This is a genomic window from Nocardia acididurans (assembly GCF_016741815.1).
GTDB classification, from domain to species: domain Bacteria; phylum Actinomycetota; class Actinomycetes; order Mycobacteriales; family Mycobacteriaceae; genus Nocardia; species Nocardia acididurans.
Genome location: NZ_JAERRJ010000020.1, coordinates 63476 through 80229, shown reverse-complemented (window position 1 = coordinate 80229; position 16754 = coordinate 63476). Strand labels below are relative to the sequence as shown.

11 protein-coding genes and 1 pseudogene are annotated in these 16754 nt (G+C 70.4%); 4 read left to right on the top strand and 8 right to left on the bottom strand.

Annotated elements, in window-relative coordinates; genetic code table 11:
* A partial coding sequence (locus tag JK358_RS36360; RefSeq protein WP_232852498.1) for an SH3 domain-containing protein occupies positions 1 to 663 on the top strand: 663 nt, incomplete at its 5' end.
* A 151-nt stretch (positions 664 to 814) separates the two neighbouring features.
* Here the strand turns inward: JK358_RS36360 and JK358_RS36355 are convergent.
* Positions 815 to 1759 carry an oxygenase MpaB family protein gene (locus tag JK358_RS36355; protein ID WP_201957741.1) on the bottom strand — a complete coding sequence of 315 codons (945 nt, stop codon included), beginning with the start codon at positions 1757 to 1759 and terminating at the stop codon, positions 815 to 817.
* A 228-nt stretch (positions 1760 to 1987) separates the two neighbouring features.
* Here JK358_RS36355 and JK358_RS36350 point away from each other — a divergent pair, with 228 nt between their 5' ends.
* Entirely contained in the window at positions 1988 to 2650 is a 663-nt protein-coding gene (locus JK358_RS36350) for a TetR/AcrR family transcriptional regulator (protein ID WP_201957764.1), read from the top strand.
* 33 nt (positions 2651 to 2683) lie between these two features.
* Here the strand turns inward: JK358_RS36350 and JK358_RS36345 are convergent, their stop codons facing one another.
* The 3 genes and pseudogenes from JK358_RS36345 to JK358_RS36335 all read right to left on the bottom strand — a co-directional run bounded on the left by JK358_RS36345 (position 2684) and on the right by JK358_RS36335 (position 4962).
* On the bottom strand, positions 2684 to 3172 hold the full coding sequence (locus tag JK358_RS36345) for a GbsR/MarR family transcriptional regulator (RefSeq protein WP_201957734.1): 489 nt from the start codon (positions 3170 to 3172) through the stop codon (positions 2684 to 2686).
* Positions 3173 to 3243: 71 nt separating this feature from the next.
* Positions 3244 to 4041 (bottom strand): annotated as a pseudogene (locus JK358_RS36340) (DUF2705 family protein); the annotation flags it as partial.
* Positions 4042 to 4071: 30 nt separating this feature from the next.
* Positions 4072 to 4962 (bottom strand): ABC transporter ATP-binding protein, encoded by an 891-nt coding sequence (locus JK358_RS36335; RefSeq protein WP_201957730.1) that lies wholly within the window; start codon positions 4960 to 4962, stop codon positions 4072 to 4074.
* Between the two features lie 323 nt (positions 4963 to 5285).
* On the opposite strand from JK358_RS36335, the gene JK358_RS36330 reads away from it, so the two are divergent.
* Positions 5286 to 7037, top strand: coding sequence for an ABC-F family ATP-binding cassette domain-containing protein (locus tag JK358_RS36330; RefSeq protein ID WP_201957728.1), 1752 nt, complete (start codon positions 5286 to 5288; stop codon positions 7035 to 7037).
* A gap of 31 nt (positions 7038 to 7068) precedes the next feature.
* Here JK358_RS36330 and JK358_RS36325 read toward each other — a convergent pair whose 3' ends face one another.
* Together JK358_RS36325 and JK358_RS36320 are read right to left on the bottom strand one after the other, a co-directional pair.
* Positions 7069 to 7608 (bottom strand): GNAT family N-acetyltransferase, encoded by a 540-nt coding sequence (locus JK358_RS36325; RefSeq protein ID WP_201957726.1) that lies wholly within the window; start codon positions 7606 to 7608, stop codon positions 7069 to 7071.
* Positions 7605 to 8825, bottom strand: coding sequence for an MFS transporter (locus tag JK358_RS36320; RefSeq protein ID WP_201957725.1), 1221 nt, complete (start codon positions 8823 to 8825; stop codon positions 7605 to 7607). The genes JK358_RS36325 and JK358_RS36320 overlap by 4 nt, the downstream gene beginning before the upstream one ends.
* A gap of 220 nt (positions 8826 to 9045) precedes the next feature.
* Here JK358_RS36320 and JK358_RS36315 point away from each other — a divergent pair, with 220 nt between their 5' ends.
* Positions 9046 to 9999: a hypothetical protein gene (locus JK358_RS36315; protein ID WP_307817902.1), complete on the top strand. Its 954-nt coding sequence runs from the start codon at positions 9046 to 9048 to the stop codon at positions 9997 to 9999.
* Between the two features lie 73 nt (positions 10000 to 10072).
* Here the strand turns inward: JK358_RS36315 and JK358_RS39705 are convergent, their stop codons facing one another.
* Both JK358_RS39705 and JK358_RS36305 read right to left on the bottom strand, forming a co-directional pair.
* Positions 10073 to 15877, bottom strand: coding sequence for a cation-translocating P-type ATPase (locus JK358_RS39705; protein ID WP_232852508.1), 5805 nt, complete (start codon positions 15875 to 15877; stop codon positions 10073 to 10075).
* On the bottom strand, positions 15877 to 16734 hold the full coding sequence (locus tag JK358_RS36305) for a hypothetical protein (protein WP_201957724.1): 858 nt from the start codon (positions 16732 to 16734) through the stop codon (positions 15877 to 15879). Before JK358_RS36305 ends, JK358_RS39705 begins: the two co-directional genes overlap by 1 nt.
* Positions 16735 to 16754: the final 20 nt, after the last annotated feature.

Genomic DNA, 16754 nt, shown 5'->3' with positions numbered 1-16754 from the left:
ATTCCCATGTCCTCTGTGACCCACGGAAGAATGTCCCGGCTGTTCGTCGCCGCGGTGGTGATCGGCGCGGGCGGAGTGCTGGCGGTGCCGATGCCGGTCGCGTACGCCGAAGACGTATGCACGGTGCCGGGTGAATACCTCAACCTGCATCTGGGTCCGCAACCCGCGCTCGGCTATCGCGCGAGCCTCACCGTCCAGGCCGCGGGCGCGACGATCGGGTCCTCGGCACTGGCCAAGGTCAGCCCCGAACTCGGCACCTACGGCAAGGCCACCGGCAGCGTGCGGGGCCGCACCGTCGACTTCACCATCACCTGGGACGCCACCGGCACGCAGGCCCGTTTCACCGGCACCGTCGGCGAGGACGGGATCGCACGCGGCACCTCCACCGGAGCGACGGTGCCGATCAATCTGTGGGTGGCGGGCGACTGGGAGTCCATGAGCCCGCTCGACTGCGCCTCGGTGGCCACCGCGACGGTGACCAGCGACGTCGACGTCTACGACAAGAAGAACGAGCCCGACGGCGCCGGGCAGGTTGTCGGCATCCTGCGAGCCGGCACCCAGGTGCAACTGGCCGGATCCTGCGCGCCCAGTTCGTGGTGCCAGGTCAGCGGGCCGAACGTGCCCGGCGGCTGGGGCTGGGTCTGGGGTCACCTGCAGTTCTGAACTTCGCGCCGTCACCGGCTGAGAGCAGAGAAACCATGAGCACACACTTTCGCGGATCGCGCCCGGTACACCATGGTCGCCGACGGCCCGGTGCGGGCCCGGGTGCACGCCCGGACCTAGCAGGCCGCCGTCGACTGTATTCCCCTGTGCCTCAGCCGGCTTCGGGAACGGCGGCCTGCCCGCGCAGGCTGTACAGCTCGCGCGCCCGGGCGGGGGTGATGGTCTCGCGCACGGTCGGTTCCTCGAATTTCATGTGCTGGGCCAGGATCTGGCCGGCCATGGGTGCGACGAACGGTGCGGCCTTGATCAGTCCGAAGGAGCTGAACAGGGTGAACAGCCAGACGATCAGGCGGGCGGGGATCTTCACCAGCGGGTCGACGATGCGAGGCACGTTGTAGCGCCCCAGTTTTCGCATCCACATGGGCGTGAGGGGTGCGGTGGCCAGCGAGAGGATGCGGCTGCCCAGTGCGTAGCCGAGGCCCGCGCCGTTGCGCGGGGAGGTGCGCAGCAGATGGTGCATGCCCTCCTCGGCGGCTTCGGAGGTGCACAGCCGGGAGCGGACCTGCGCGTAGTACTCGCGGATGCCTTCGCGGGTGCGCGGCACGTCCTCGGGCTTGCAGGTCTGCAGTTCGGCCGCGATGGCGCACTCCTCCCAGTAGCGCGCCTCTTCCTCGGCGGTGAGCCCCGGCCCGTACACCTCGTAGGCCTTGAGTACGGACTGCCAGCCGGTGATGTGGATCCACAGCTGCGTCTCGGGGCTGTTGGCGGCGTACCGCTTGCCGCTGATGGGTTCGATGCCGGTCATCGGCGCGTGCACGTGCATGAGGTGCTCGGAAGCCTGGATGGCGGTGCGCCCGTCGCCGATCGCCACGATGAGGAAGTAGGCGAAGGTGTTGTCGAGCCTGCTGCGCGGATTGCTGTAGATACCCCTCGAATCGGCAACCGCGGCGGTCAGGAACGGGTCGAAGTGTTCGAGCACCACCGCGCGCTGGAATCCGATGACCGCGGTGGGGGAGGTCCAGACCTTCCAGCTCGGCGACCCGGGTCCGAAGAATCCGTAGTCGTCGCGGCGCAGTGTGGTCGGATCGAAGCCCATGAGCTACTCCTTGTCGCGACCGCTCCTCCAGCGGTCAATACAACGCAACCGTAGCAATTGATCGCACTCAATACAACGGTCGCGTAGGATTCGTTCCCGGTACGGTTTCCGCAATGACCGGCCGGGCTGGAACGATGTGCGCGTGGAGGTGAGGCAGTGACGAACGCACGCCGGAGGAGCGGCGGCACGCACGCCGAATCGCGTGCGGCTGGACCCCGGGCCGGGCAGGTGAGCGACCCTGCCGCCGCGCGCGGCTCGCGCGCGGCCGCTGATCAGCCCCGCCGCCGGTACGCGCCTCGCCTGCCACCCGAGGAGCGCCGCGCTCAACTGCTCGATGCCGCGTTCGCGGTGCTCGCCAAGGCCGAGCTGCACGAGCTGAGCATGGAAGCCGTCGCGCAGGAGGCGGGCGTCGGCAAGCCGGTGCTGTACACGGTCTTCAAGACGCGCGCCGACCTGGTGGAGGCGCTGCTGGAGCGCGAGCGCGAGCGCGGCCTCGAGCAGGTCGCCGACACCCTGCCCGCCGACCTGCTGGGCGCGGACCCGGTCACGGCCGCGTCGGCGACGGTGGAGGCGTTCGTCGCCGTGGCCCTGGAGAATCCGACCCGCTGGCGGCTCATCCTGGCCTCGCCCACCGCCGCGCCGGAGGAATACCGTGCGGCCCTGCGCAGTTCGCGCACCGGCATCTTCGATCAGGCCGAGGCCCTGGTGCGCATGGGTGCGGCCCTCGATCCCCGCTGGGCCGCAATGGATTCCGGTCTGGTGACGAATTCCCTGCTCACCGTCGCCGAAATGCTGGGCAGGCTCGCGGTGAGCGAACCGGCCGAGTATCCCAAGGAGCGGCTCGAGGCCTTCGTCCGCTCGATCGTCGCCCTGCTGGGCGCGATCCCGTAATGCGGTTGTCCCGCACCGTGTTCCGGACTCGGGCTACTTCCCGTCGCGTTCGGCGTACCACCGGTCGATGAGCGCGGGCAGCTCCTTGCCCATCCAGACGAAGAATTCGTGCATGTCCCGCACCCGCGCCGCCTCCTCACCGTGGGGATCGTCGAACAGGGCGAGCCCGCGCGCGGTCATCTCGGTGAGGTTCTCGTACATTCCGCTCTGCTGCCGGGTCAGCTCGGGCAGGATGCCGGGCCGGATCGCGTAATAGTCCCGGCGTTCACCGGGCCGGGTGGTCTTGTCCACCCACCGCATGGTGGTGAGCGTCTTGAGCGCACTCGATATGGACCCTTTGGAGGCTTGGAGCGCGGCGGCGATCTGGTTGAAGGTCTGCTGGGGCGGATCGCAGACCAGCAGCCAGCCCGCGGCGCGGCCCACCATGCGTACCAGCCCCATTCGTTCGAGGACGAGCGCGAAATCCTCCACGAAGGCCAGTTGCTCGTCGGTGGGGTTGCTGGGTTCGGCTGCGCTGGTCATGGCTCGAGTATTCCTTCCTGCGGATACGGGAATGCGGGGTGGGTTCAACTGAACCCACCCCGCGGGCGGTGTCAGACGGCGAGTTCGCGCCGGTTGAAGACGGTGAGCGCCAATCCGGCCGCGGCGGCCGCGAGCACGGCGAGCACCGCGAGATTTCCGGCATTCCACCCGTTCATCAGGGGTGAGTCGCCGATGGCGTAGTGGAACGGCGACAGCTTCCGCAGCCAGGTGGCCCCGTCGATGAGCGCGCCCAGGCTGTTGGCGAGATAGCCGCCGACCACGAGCAGCGCCGCGAATCCGAGGGTCAGCGCCCGCTTACCGGTGACCGCTCCCACCAGCAGGGTGAGCGCCCCGACCGCCAGTCCGAGCAGTCCGAGCCCGGCGGTGGCGGCGACGATATTGCCCGCGGGCACCTCGATCTTCCCGGCCCGCGCCCCGGCGATCACGCTCAGCCCGAGCACGGTGGTGACGATGCCGATCTGCACGGCCAGCGCCGCGAACCGCTGCCACAGCAGCGCGCTGCGGCTGATCGGTTGTGCCAGGAGCAGATCCAGTGTCCCGCTGTCCTCCTGCGCGGCGGTGCGCCCGCCCATGGTGACCGCGAAGATCACCATCAGCAGCAACCCCATCATGGCGAAGATGGTGGAGTGCAGATAGCCTGCCGCGCTGCCGAAGTCGCTCATCCCCATGGCCGTGTACATATCGTTCTGCTTGATGTTCAGCGACCCCTGCTCTTTGAGCGATTGGTAGGACGGCAGATACATCAGCGGCACCACGGCCAGACCGACGGACCAGCCGATGAGTCCGCGCCGCTGTTCCTTCAGTGTCTGGGTGAAGATCGAGCTGTTCATGACGGAAAACTCCTGGGGTGAAGAAGAATTGGTGGGGAGTGGTCGCGGTCAGCGGCGCTCGTAGAGGTCGAAGAACAGCGCTTCGAGGTCGGGTTCGGTGGAGAGCACGCTCACCAGGTGGTATTTGGCGGCCGTCTTGAACAGCTCGTCCACCTCGCCTTCGGTGGTGCAGCGCAACGTGTTTCCGTCCACGCTCAGATCCCGCACCCCGGGCAGCCGGGTGAAGTCGTCGGCGAAAACGCGCTCCCCGAAGGCGATTTCCACCGAGCGCGGCGCACGCCGTCGCAGATCCTCGACATTCTCGGTGCCCAGCAGCCGTCCGGCGCGCATGATGACGGCCCGGTCGGCGGTCTGCTGCACCTCGCTGAGGATGTGGGAGGACATGAACACTGTCTGCCCGTTGTCCTTGGCCTCGGCGACGAGTCCCAGAAACCGTTGCTGCAGTAGCGGATCCAGCCCGGAGGTGGGTTCGTCGAGGATGAGCAGGTCGGGCCGGTGCATGAAGGCGGCGACGATGCCGACCTTCTGCTTGTTGCCCTTGCTCATGGCGCCGACCTTCTTGCCGAGGTCCAGATCCAGCAGTCCGGCGAGTTCGTCGATGCGCGCGGCGGGGACGGTGCCGTGCTGGTCGGCGAGGAAGCCGAGCAGCTGCCCCGCGGTATTGCGGCCTTCGAGGGCGAGTTCGCCGGGCAGGTAGCCGATGCGCCGGCGCAGCTCGGCCCCGCCGGCGCGCGGGTCGGTGCCGAAGAGTTCGACGCGGCCGGCGGTGGGCCGGATGAGGTCGAGGAGGATGCGGATGGTGGTGGATTTGCCCGCGCCGTTGGGTCCGAGGAAGCCGAACACCTCGCCCGGTGCGACCTCGAGGTCGAGGTCGGTCAATGCCACGTGCTTGCCGTAGTGCTTGGTCAGGCCGGTGATACGGATGGCGGGGGCGGTCATGAGGGACTCCTTCGTGCTGACCACTCTGTGTTCTGGAAGTGCGGTGTGTTCAGTCTGCACTGAACATGCAGAACATGTCAATATGGCGGTGAATGGCGTGCGAATGTGACGACCGTCTCAGGGGGAAGTCGGTTGACGGCCCGGTGAAAGCCCGGATACCTTGGTCCGCATCATGCATTTCTTCTTCATGTAATCGCCTCGCCGCGTTGAGCTTTGCTCCGCGGGTTTCGCGCTCACATCCTCTTTCCCGCGTATGCGCCACTGTGCGTGCATCTTTCGCGGGCTCGCTTTCCCGGCCTGCGCGGCCGAGACGGGAGATACGCATGCTTACCGCCCAACTCACGCTCTCCGAGATCACCAAGCGCTACGACGAGCGCCTCGTGCTCGATCGGGTGAGCCTGTCCGTCCGGCCTGGCGACAAGGTCGGCGTGGTCGGTGACAACGGTTCCGGCAAGTCGACGCTGCTGCGGCTCATGGCGGGCCGCGAGCACGCCGACAACGGCGATGTCATCGTCCAATTCCCTGGTGGCACAGGCTATCTGGCGCAAACCCTGGACCTGCCGGATAGCGCCACCGTGGCCGACGCCATCGAACTGGCCCTGACCGACCTGCGTGATCTGGAATCCCGGATGCGTGCGGCCGAACAGGCGCTGATCGCACCGGGTGCGCTGGGCAGACGCCTCGACGTGTACGCCGAGCTGGCCGCGCGTTTCGAGGCGCGGGGCGGCTACGAGGCCGACGCCCGCGTGGCGGCCGCCCTGCACGGTCTCGGCCTGCCCGACCTGGACCGCGCACGCCCGCTCGGCACCCTGTCCGGAGGTGAACGCCGCCGTCTGGCTCTGGCCGGAACCCTCGCCGCCGCACCGGAACTGCTCCTGCTCGACGAGCCCACCAACGATCTCGACGACACCGCGATCGCCTGGCTGGAGCGTCGCCTGCGCGAGCATCGCGGCACCGTCGTCGCGGTCACCCACGACCGCGTCTTCCTCGAGCGCATCACCTCGATCGTCCTCGAGGTCGACGCGGGCCGCGTCACCCGCCACGGCAACGGCTACGACGGCTACCTTGCCGCCAAGGCCGCGCAACGCCGCCGCCAGGCCCGCGAATACGAGGAGTGGAAGCAGGAGCTGGCCCGCAGCCAACGCCTCGCCGACTCGAATGTGGCCCGCCTGGACGCCATTCCGCGCAAACTGCCCCTGGCGGTCTTCGCGGCGGGGCCCTTCCGAGCCCGCGGTCGAGGCCACGGCGCGATGTCCCGCATCCGCAACGCCAAGGAACGGGTCTCCCGCCTGACCGCCGATCCCGTTGCGCCCCCGGCGGATCCGCTGCGTTTCACCGCGATGGTGGACCGGCCCGGCGGGCGTGCGGCAGTCGTCCCGGTCGCCGAACGGACCGGAATTGCCGCCGAACGGACCGGTGTGGCCGTCGAGGCGGCCGGTGCCGCCGGTTCGACGGAGGGTGCGGACGTCGCGAGCGCCGGAGCGTCGATGCTGGCGGATCTGCGGAATGTGGTGGTGGACAATCGTCTTCGCCTCGACGGTCTGCGCGTCGGGGCGGGGGAGCGCTTGCTCGTCACCGGTCCGAACGGTGCGGGTAAGACCACCCTGCTCCGGCTGCTCGCCGCCGAACTGCGGCCCGATGCCGGTGTGGTCACCCTGCGGGGCCGCGTCGGTCATCTGCGACAGGAGGAATCCCCCTGGCCCGCCGGCATGACCCTGCTGGAGGCCTACGCCGCGGGCCGTCCCGGCTATCTCGATGAGCAGGCCGAAACCCTGCTCGCCCTGGGCCTTTTCCGTCCGGCGGACCTGCGCCTGCGCATCGGCGAGCTCTCCTACGGTCAGCGTCGCCGCATCGAATTGGCCCGCCTGGTCAGCGATCCCGCCGACCTGCTCCTCCTCGACGAGCCGACCAACCACCTGTCCCCGGCCCTCGTGGAGGACCTGGAACAGGCCCTGGTCGACTACCCGGGCGCGGTGGTCCTGGTAACCCACGACCGCCGCATGCGTTCCCGCTTCACCGGCCGCCGCCTGGAGCTTCGCGCGGGGGCGGTTGCGGCCGATTCGGTTGCGGCATAACGAAACACGCCGCCCCAACGCCGCCGCCCGCTCAGAACTCCAGCTGCATGACGAAGTCGCTGTGCGTCTGCGTCCCGACCAGGAAGGTCTTGGTGCCGACCACACGGAATCCGCTCTTGCCGTAGAACCGCTGGGCGCGCACGTTCTGCTGGTTCACCCCGAGCCAGATCCCGGCGCTGCCCACGGTGCGGGCGTAGGCGACGGCGGCGTCCATGAGCTGCGCGGAGACCCCGTTGCTGTGGTATTCCGGCAGCACGTACATCTTGCTGAGTTCGATGACCGGTCGCGGGTGCACGACGGCGGCCACGGCCGGGTCGGCGGGTTCGGCGGCGTGCAGCAGGCTGTAGCCGATGACCTTGTCGTCGACGCCGGCCTTCAACACCGCGCGCGAGGGGTCGGAGAGGTATTCGCCGAATCGTTCCTCCGACAGCACCGCGGCGATGAAGGCGGACATATCGTCCGGCGTGGACCCGGGTGGGCAGGCGAGCGGGAAGGTCGCGGCGGCGACGGCGGCCAGTTCTGCGGCGTCACCGGGCCCGGCCCGGTCGATGGTGACTGGGGAGTTGCTCACTGGTCCAGTGAAACATGGCCTTGGGCGGGCCGCACCGTGGTGCCGGTCGCATTCCGGGTGTGGAACACCCGCGCGAACCCGATCAGCGTCGCGGCGAAGACCAGCGACAGTCCGTATCCGACACGTGGATTGGCGACACCGGCCACCGCGCCGATCACCGCGCCGCCCACCAGGGTGCCCGCGTAGTTGAACAGGTTGAGCCGGGCGATGAGCGCGTCGAGCCCGCGCCCGCTGGTGAGTTGCCCGGCCTCGCTGAACGCCAGCGGCGCGATGACCGGCAGGCCGATCCCGGCGATAAGGAATCCGACAATCGCGACAGCGGGTCCGGGTGCCGCCACTACGACGACCAATCCGGCCGTCCCGACCGCCCCGGCCGCCAGCACCACCGTGCGCGGCCCGAACCGCCGCACCCACAGATCCCCGGTGAGCCGTCCGAGCAGCGACGCGCCCTGATACGCCGCCAGCGCCAGCGCCGCCGTCGACGAGGAGGCGAGCAGTTCATCGGTCAGGTACAGCGCCGACCAGTTGCCCACCGAGAAGTCGATGGCGAACACCAGCGCCACCACCACCCCGAAGGCCAGGAACAGTCGCGTCGGCACCGACCCGTGCGAGTCCGTCTCGGCCGGACCGGCTTCGGCGTCGCCGGTCCCGAGCAGTCGCGGCCCGGCGGCCAGCGCCGTCAGCAGCACCACGCCCGCCGCGATGAGCAGCGCGGCCCGCAGCGATACGTCGAATTCCTCGCATACCGAGACGAACAGCGCGCCGGTGATGGCCCCCGCGCTCCACGCCGCGTAGAACGACGACAGGATGAACCGCCCATAGCCGTGCTGTATGAATACCGCCTGCATATTCGTGCCCGCGTCGACGATGCCGACCGCGACGCCGTACAGCGACAGCATGATCAGCAGCACGATCTTGTTCGGCGCGAACGCGATCAGCACACCCGTGCCCGCGATCAGGAGCATTCCGATGCGCAGCGCCGTCCGGCTCGACCAGCGCAGCGCCAGCCGTTCCGCGGTGACGCTGCCCGCCCCCGCGAGGATCGACACCAGCACCACCGACACCACGATCAGCGTGTCCGTGAGCCCGAATCTGTCCCGCTGTTGCGGTAGCTCGGTGAGTACCACCGCGAGGAAGAACCCCTGCAGTGCGAACGCCACCGAGTTGGCGGTGCGCGCCGCCCGGAGCAGCGGTTTCGGGGTCTGGGCCGGAGACATCCCGAAATGCTAGCTGTGCCAACGATCCCCGGCATTCCGGATGAGGATTACAAACCGCGTCGTCGATGATCACGTACCGCTCGCTATTGGGTAACGAATCCGGTCGCTTTCGCGCATAGTCCCCTGCGCGCTGCGGCACTCTGGAATAAACGGCGTGGGCGCAGGTTCCCGGAAGTGCGGGAGCGGTCCATGGTGGAGAAGTTGCTGGGGCGGTGATCGTGTGAGCACGAGGCGAGAGACAGTTTCGCGCGGGCAGTCGGTGGTTCTCGCCGACCCGGAGCGCCCGAATCCGACAACAGCGGTAGCGGATTCGCGCGGTCATGCGCCGGGTGACCGGTGCACCGACGCGGGCTGTACGGATTGCCGCTGGGATGCTCAACGCTTGAAATACTGGTTACGCGGCAGGCTGCTCGCGGCCGGCGCCGAGGACGCCCAGGTGGATGCCGCGTTCGCGACGTTCACCCCGGATGTCCTGTGGCGCAAGGCGGATCGGGTCTGCGCGATCCAGGTGTCGAGCGCGCCACCGGAGTTGGCGCGCGCTCGCCACCTCACGGCCGGGCTCCGGACCAGCGGTTGTAGCGAAGTGCTATGGATTTGCCCGCAGGGCTTGTGGACGTCGCAGCTGCCCGCGCTGGCGGTGGACGACTTCGCCGCGGCCGACTGCGAGTACGAACTGGTCGGCGGTCTGCTCACCACCGGTCCGGGCGGTCGTGTGATCCCCGCCGAAAGCAGCTACGAACTGCGGCAATTCATCACCGAATGGGTGGCCGGGGAATCAGCGTACGGATTCCGCGACGAGTACACGGGAGGATGGGCGACAGTGACCGACTGGGAGCGGCACACCCGCACACAGGCCGCTGTCATCGCACGGCAGCGCCAGGAACTCATGAACCAGCGCACCGCATTGGCCTTGGCGCGCAAGGCAACCCGCGACAAAGCCAAACAGCTGCTGAAACTCACCCATCGCCTGGAGCGCGCCGAGGTGGAGTCCGAACAGCAGGCCGACGACCTGGCTCAGCTGCGCCGCCGCATCGCCGACCACGACCGCCTCGACGCCACTTTGCGCCTGACGGTCGCCGGCCAGAAGGCGGCCCTGCTGCACTGGCAGCTCATCTCCTGGTTCGCCCTGATGGTCATCGTCACCTGCCTCGTCGCGGGCTTCGTCCTGCGCTGACCCGAACCCACGAGGGCGTGGCACCCCAGCCGGGATGCCACGCCCTCCGTGATGAAGGCCCGCGGCTCGTGGTTCAGCCGTGCCGCGTGTACCGGTGGCCCGCGTAGACCGCGCCCACCGTGCCGCCCGCGGCGCACCCGGTGACGATCGTCCACGCCACGGGACCCAGTGGGACACAGCCGAAGAAGCTGTTCACACCGGGCGTCATGATCACCCCGGCGAGCAGTGCGGCGCTGCCCGCGACGGTCACCCACACCAGCGGTGAGTGCCGTCCGATCACCAGCGTCTGCCCGAGCTGGGTGGCGATGAGCGCGGCCAGCGCCATGGTCGCGGCCCGCCGCTGCCGTCCGGTGACCCGGCCGAGCAGCCACGCCGCCCCCGCCCCCGCGGTGGTGCACGCCCCGCGCACGGCGACCGCGCGCAGGAAGTCCCCGCCGAGATCCGGTCGCGGGAGCTGCCGCAGTTCGCTGCCCGTGTCATCGGGTTCGACGGCGGTCTCGGTGGCCCGGGTTCCCGACAGCGCCACCGCCATCGCGGGCCCGAGATCGGTGAGCAGGTTCACCAGCAGGAACTGCCGCGTCCCGATGGGAGCCCGCCCCGACAGCACCGTCCCCAGCACCGTGAACGTGACCTCCCCGGCATTCCCGCCCACCAGCACCCCGATGGCATCCCGCACCCGCCGCCACATATCGCGGCCCTCCACGAGCGCCGCCAGCAGCACGGTCAGATCGATACCGCCTGCCGCACTTGCTGTTTCGCCACTGTGATCGTTGCCTCCTGCGGACAGTCCGCTCTCATCGCTCCCGCGTTTCCTGCTGTCGGGCTGCGTCGAATCGTGGTCGCTCCCACGCTCCCCGCTGTCGGGCTGCGTCGCCTGGCCGTGGCTCCCGCCCTTCCTGCTGTCTGGCTGCGCGGCCTGGCCGTCACCCCCGTGCTCCCGACCGCCTGGCTGCGCCGCCTCGCCGTCGCTCCGCCGCCCCCGCCCATTGTCGGATCCTGAATTCGTTGGCGGCGTGCCTCTCTCATCGGATCCGGTGATGATGAGGTCCGCCGCCTCGCGGGCGGCGACCGAGCCGCGGGCGGCGAGTCCGATGCCGATGTCGGCGGTGCGGATGGCGGCGGCGTCGTTGGTGCCGTCGCCGGTCATGGCGACCACATGCCCGCGTCGCTGCAGCGAGGCGACGATGCGGACTTTGTGTTCCGGGGTGACGCGCGCGAAAACCGTTGCCTTGTCGATGAGTTCGGCCTGTTCGTCCTCGTCGAGCGCGTCGATGTCGGTGCCGGTGGCCACGGTGTCGGCGGGGATGCCGAGCTGCCGGGCCACGGCGCGTGCAGTGACGGGATGGTCCCCGGTGATCATGCGGACGCGAATATCGTTGCGCGCCAGCTGGGTTACCAGATCCTTGGTCTGCGGCCGGGGCGTGTCGGCGAGGCCGATGAACCCGAGCAGGGTGAGTTTCTCGATCTCGTCGGCGACATCCTCCGGTGCGCGCGGGAAGTCGCGCCGCGCGACCACCAGGACCCGCAGGCCGCGCTCGGCCAGCTCCCGCACCACCTGTTCGGCCCGCTCGCGTTGGTCGTCCGTGAATTCGGTACGGCTGCGCCCACTGTCGCCGTCGGCGCGCAGCACCTGGGTGCAGCGCGGCAGCAGCACCTCCGGCGCACCCTTCACGGCGAGCCGGATGTGGTGGGCGGTGTGCCCGACGGTGGCGGCGTACCCGCGATTGCTCTCGAACGGCACCTCTTCGATCGGATCCCAGGTGTGCGCCGATCGCGCCCCGAGATGACGATCGGCCGCCTCCACCACGGCCCGATCGGTGGCGTGCACGAGCGGCCCCTCCTCCGGATGCGGGCAGGCCCGCGCGGCGGCCCGCAGCAGTCGCCGCGATTGCGGTGTGTCCGCGGCCTTGTCGGTATCCCAGGTCTCGTCGAGATCCCCGAGCGCCCCCAGATGCAGTCGTCCGGCGGTGAGCGTTCCGGTCTTGTCGAAGCACACGGTGTCCAATCGCCCGAGCGCCTCGATGGTCCGGCTGGACCGCACCAGCACCCCGCGCCGCGACAGCCGTCGCGTGGCGGCCAGCTGCGCCACCGTGGCCACCAGCGGCAGCCCCTCCGGCACGGCCGCCACGGCCACCGCCACTCCGTCCGCGAGTGCGGGTCGCAAGGGCAGCCCGCGCAGGAAACTCGCTGCGGTAACCAGTGTTCCGCCGCCGAGCGTCAGCGGCAGCACCCGCTCCGACAGTGCCCGCAACTGCGCCTGCACCCCACCCCCGCGCGGCTGCCCCACCGCCGCCAGCGCCCGCCCCGCCTCGGTCCCCGCCCCCACGGCCACGACCACGGCCCGAGCACTCCCGTTGACCACCACCCCGCCCTCGAACACCATGCACGCCCGATCCCCGAGCGCCGCACCGGGAGTCGCCGCGATCTGCTTGTCCACCGTCACCGATTCCCCCGTCAACCCCGACTCGTCCATCTCCAGCCCCCGCGCCTCCAACAGGCGCGCATCCGCGGGCACCACATCCCCACTCCGCAGCACGATCACATCCCCGGGCCGCAATTCCTCGGCAGGAGTGTCGATCTCGCACTCCCCGTCCCGCACCAGCCGCTCGTTGTCCTCCCCGCTGCTCGTGCTGTCACCGCTGCTGCTGTTGTCGCCTCTGCTGGCGTTGTCATCTCTGCTGGTGTCGTCGCTGCTCGTATGGTCGCCTTTGCCGGTGTGGTCGGCTTTGCGGGTGTGGTCGGCTTTGCGGGTGTGGTCGCCTTTGTCGGTGCGGTCGCCGCTGTCGCCGCCACTGCCTCCTGCACTGTCGTTGCCCGCCGTCGCAGTGGCTGATTCCGCTGTCGCGGTTGACGAATCGGCGTCGCCTCGAGCTCGGCGGCTCGCGTCCGCCCCCGGACCGCTAGCACTCGCGGTGGCTCGGTCACCGTCGGTGGGGTGGCCGTCGGTGGCCGGGGCGATGCGGTGGGCGAGCAGCCGCTCGCCGACGAGCAGCCGGTGCAGCGATTGTCCGGCGCGGCGGCGCTGCAGGGCCGAGACGACGGCATTGAGCCCGAGCACCGAGCCGACGAGGAGGGCGTCGGTGGGGGAGCCGAGCATGGCGGAGGCGACCGCCCCGACCGCGAGCAGCGGTGTCAGCGGATCCTCCAGCTCCTTGCGGATCTGCCCGCCGAATTCGCGCACGGTCTGTGCGGGCGCGGCGAACCGCTGCAGCGTCCGCAGCGCACCCGCGGTGGCGGCACGATGGTGCGGCCGCTCGTCCCGCTCGGTCACGGGCAGTCGCGACAGCACCTCGTCGGGTTCCAGTGCGTGCCAGGGCACCAGTGGCACCGGCGTTTCCGTATCCGCGCGTCCGGCCCGCCGCCCCGCCATGACCCCACCGGCGATTCCGATCAGGGTGGCGGTGTGCACGGGCGAGGTCGCCAGTGCGGGCCGGGCACGGCTCGGCCCGCTGGCGAGCAGCAGTCCGCTCAGCGTGGCCGCCGACAAGGTCAGCACCCGCCCCCGGGCGCTGATCTCGCGCGCCGCCCCCACCGCCGCGACAATCCTTCGCGCACAGGCGAGATCCGGGCAGACCACGTCGGCTTGCCACGGCACCCGCAGTTCCTTCCCCTGCCCTTCGGCCAGCCCGATGCCCAAATCGGCCGCACCCAAGGCGCGATGCGCCCGGCCGCTCAGTACCGCGACCACATGTCCCTGCCCCTGCAGCTTCCGCACCAGCTCCGTCTCGGAGCCCCCGGCAGCCACGAATTCATCGGCGCTGCGCCGCAATTCACGCGTCGAATCGTCTCCGATCAACACCACCCGTAGCCCGGTCTTCCGCGCCGCCGACAGCAGCCCCACCGCCTCCGGATGCAACTCCTGCCCGATCAGCACCCGCCCCGCGATCCGTTCCCCGTCGAACAGGTAGTGCCACACCGGATCCCCGCGTTCGCCCCCGTGCGCTGGTCCGGACTCGTTGCGCGCGTCCGGATCTCGCGGTGCGCTCTGCCGGCCGGTGCTCGTATTTCCAGTGTCTGCGTTCGCGCGGGTGACGGCGCTGTCGCCAGTGGACCCAGCGCTGTCGCCAGTGGATCCAGCGCTGTCGCCAGTGGATCCAGCGCTGTCGCCAGTGGATCCAGCGCTGTCGCCAGTGGATCCAGCGCTGTCGCCAGTGGATCCAGCGCGGTCGCCAGTGGATCCAGCGCGGTCGCCAGTGGATCCAGCGCGGTCGGCCCCCGGATTGTTACCGCCCGATGTGTCGGATTCGGCTGCCGCGCCGTCGATTTCGGCGCACGGGAGCAGTCGTAGATCGTCCCGGTGGCGGCCGCGGGGTGGTGGGATGGGCAGCTCGGTTCCGGTGTGCCACAGCAGTCTTTGGGCGGCGCTCCACACGTGTTCGGTGGACCAGCCGCTGTCCCGGGTCTCGGCCGACAGGACGACGGGCCGGTCGCCGCGCACGGCGTGCCGGTCGACGACGAGGGCGGAGGCGCGGTCGAGCCGCCGCCACATACCCGGGTCGAGGGTGAGCACGCCGTGGGATCCCATGATGGTGGCCAGGATTCCGGCGAAGGATTCGCGTCCGGCGCGGGCGGCCTTGGGCACCCCGGCGACCAGGGCGTCGGCGGCGTCGGCCGGGCCGCGTCCGCCGGACAGGGTGGTCAGTGAGACCAGGGTGGAGGCGGTGCCGACCTGGGTCGCGCAGCGTTCGATCGGACCGGGCGGCAGGGGTTGCGGTCGTTCGCCGGGCGGCCGGTAGTCGGGCACGCCCGGATGATCCGGATGCGCGATCAGTTCCTCCCAGCGCCGCCACTGGCTGTAGCGCGCGGCGGCCTCGACGAGCCGGATCGTGCGCGTGACCCCGTCGGCCAGCAGCCCCACGATTTGAGCGTCCAGCGCCTGCCCGAGGGCTGCGCCCAGTGTCAGCACGGTGTCGGCGCGATGCGTCCCGAGCTGCCTCTCGAGCAGTCCGCGGAGCCGGGGCTGCCCGTCGATGAACGCCACTCCCGCCCGCAGTAGCTGGGTCGGCGCGGCGGTGGGTAGTGCGGCCCCCACCGCCGCGACTCCGAGCCCTGCCACGTCCCCCGCCAGTTGCACCGCCGAGGTGAGCACAGCTTCCCGATCGGAAGGATGCTCGACCTGTCTGCTCCACCCCCGCTCCGCTGTCCCCGCCCGCCGTTCCGCCGCCTCCAGCACGGCCACGAGTTCGTCCGTCCCGAAGACCTCCGGCTCGACCGCCACGGTGACCCGCCCGGTCACCGCGTCGACCCGATGCCACCGCACCCCCTCTGCCTTCGCGAGCCCCTCCCCGACCTCCACTCCGACCCGCTCCGCCGCCGTCGACCGCAGCCCCCGAACCTCCGCATGAATCCTGTTCTCCCGCACGCTGATCCGCCGCTGCTGCCGCTCTCCGCGCGGATCCAACAGCGCCGCCATCTCCCGCCCGAGATCATCGACCAGCTCCGTCACCATCTCCGGCAGCACCGGCTCCACCAACCCCCGCACCTGCCGCGCCGCAGCCTCTCCGGCCTCCCCGGCCACCGTGACAACCGCCCTGCCCACCCACTCGGCGGTGTCCCTGCCGGCCGTGACCACCGGCCGCCCGACCAGTTCTGTCGCCTGCTGTGCCGCGATGATTACCGGCCGCCCGACGAGCTCGGTCGCCTGCTGTGTCGCGGAGACCACCGGCCGCGCAAGGGATTCGGCGACCTTCCGGGTGTGCCGCACGGTGTCGATCGCCGGGCGCAGGAGCGTATCGCCCACCTGCCGCACCGCACCGACCGGATCCTCGAGCAGGTCGCGTCCGGTCACGGCGGGTGTGGCGACGGCACCCGCCACCGATGCCACCGCGAGCGCGGGAATTCGGATCGGCGCGGTGAGCAGCGCCCGCAGCGCCGACATCACTGGCCCGTGCGTGCCGGTCGCGAAGTCGCCCGCTTGCGCGGTTTGCCTGGAGTCGGCGGTTCACCGGAAGACCGTGCGGGCGCGGTGCGAGCCGGAGTGCGCCGCGTGCCCCCGCGCTTGTCCACCGCGCCGGATGCCCCGCTATCGCCCCCGGCAGTCTGCTTCCCGCCGCGCTTGGATGCCTTGCGATCCGCGCCCGCGGCCGGTTCGCCGCTCTGAGCATCGGCTTTGGATGACGTGCCTGACGTCGTCTCCCGGCCGGAAGCGGAACCTGTAGCGACGTCTCGAGCGTCTGAACCTGTAGTGCCGCCTCGAGCGTCCGGACCCGCCGCGACGCCCTGAGCGTCCGGACCCGCCGCGACGCCCTGAGCGTCCGGACCCGCCGCGACGCCCTGAGCGTCCGGACCCGCCGCGACGCCCTGAGCGTCCGGACCCGCCGCGACGCCCTGAGCGTCCGCACCCGCCGCGACGCCCTGAGCGTCCGGACCCGCGGCTTCGCCCGGTGCGCCGGAATCCTTCTCTTCGCTTGACTCGACCCGTTGGTCGCGTCCGCCGGGACGCGAATCGCCCTGGCGTCCAGCGTGTTTCACGACATACACCACTCCGGCCGCGACGCCCCCGGCCACCACCAGCGGCCACTCCGCGACCCCTGTCACCGCGGCCACCGTGGTCCCGACGAGGATGGCGGTCGGCGCGCCCACGCCCTGGCGCGCACCGGAATACGCGCCCTGTACCGCTCCTCGCGCGGCCCCGGCGGTGGCTCCCACCGCCGCTCCGCCTAGAGCTCCGGCGACGTTTCCCGCCGCCGATGCCGTGGTGCCGAACGCTTTCGTCGCTGCCGAAGCAATACCCATGATCGTTTCCCGGAGAGTGG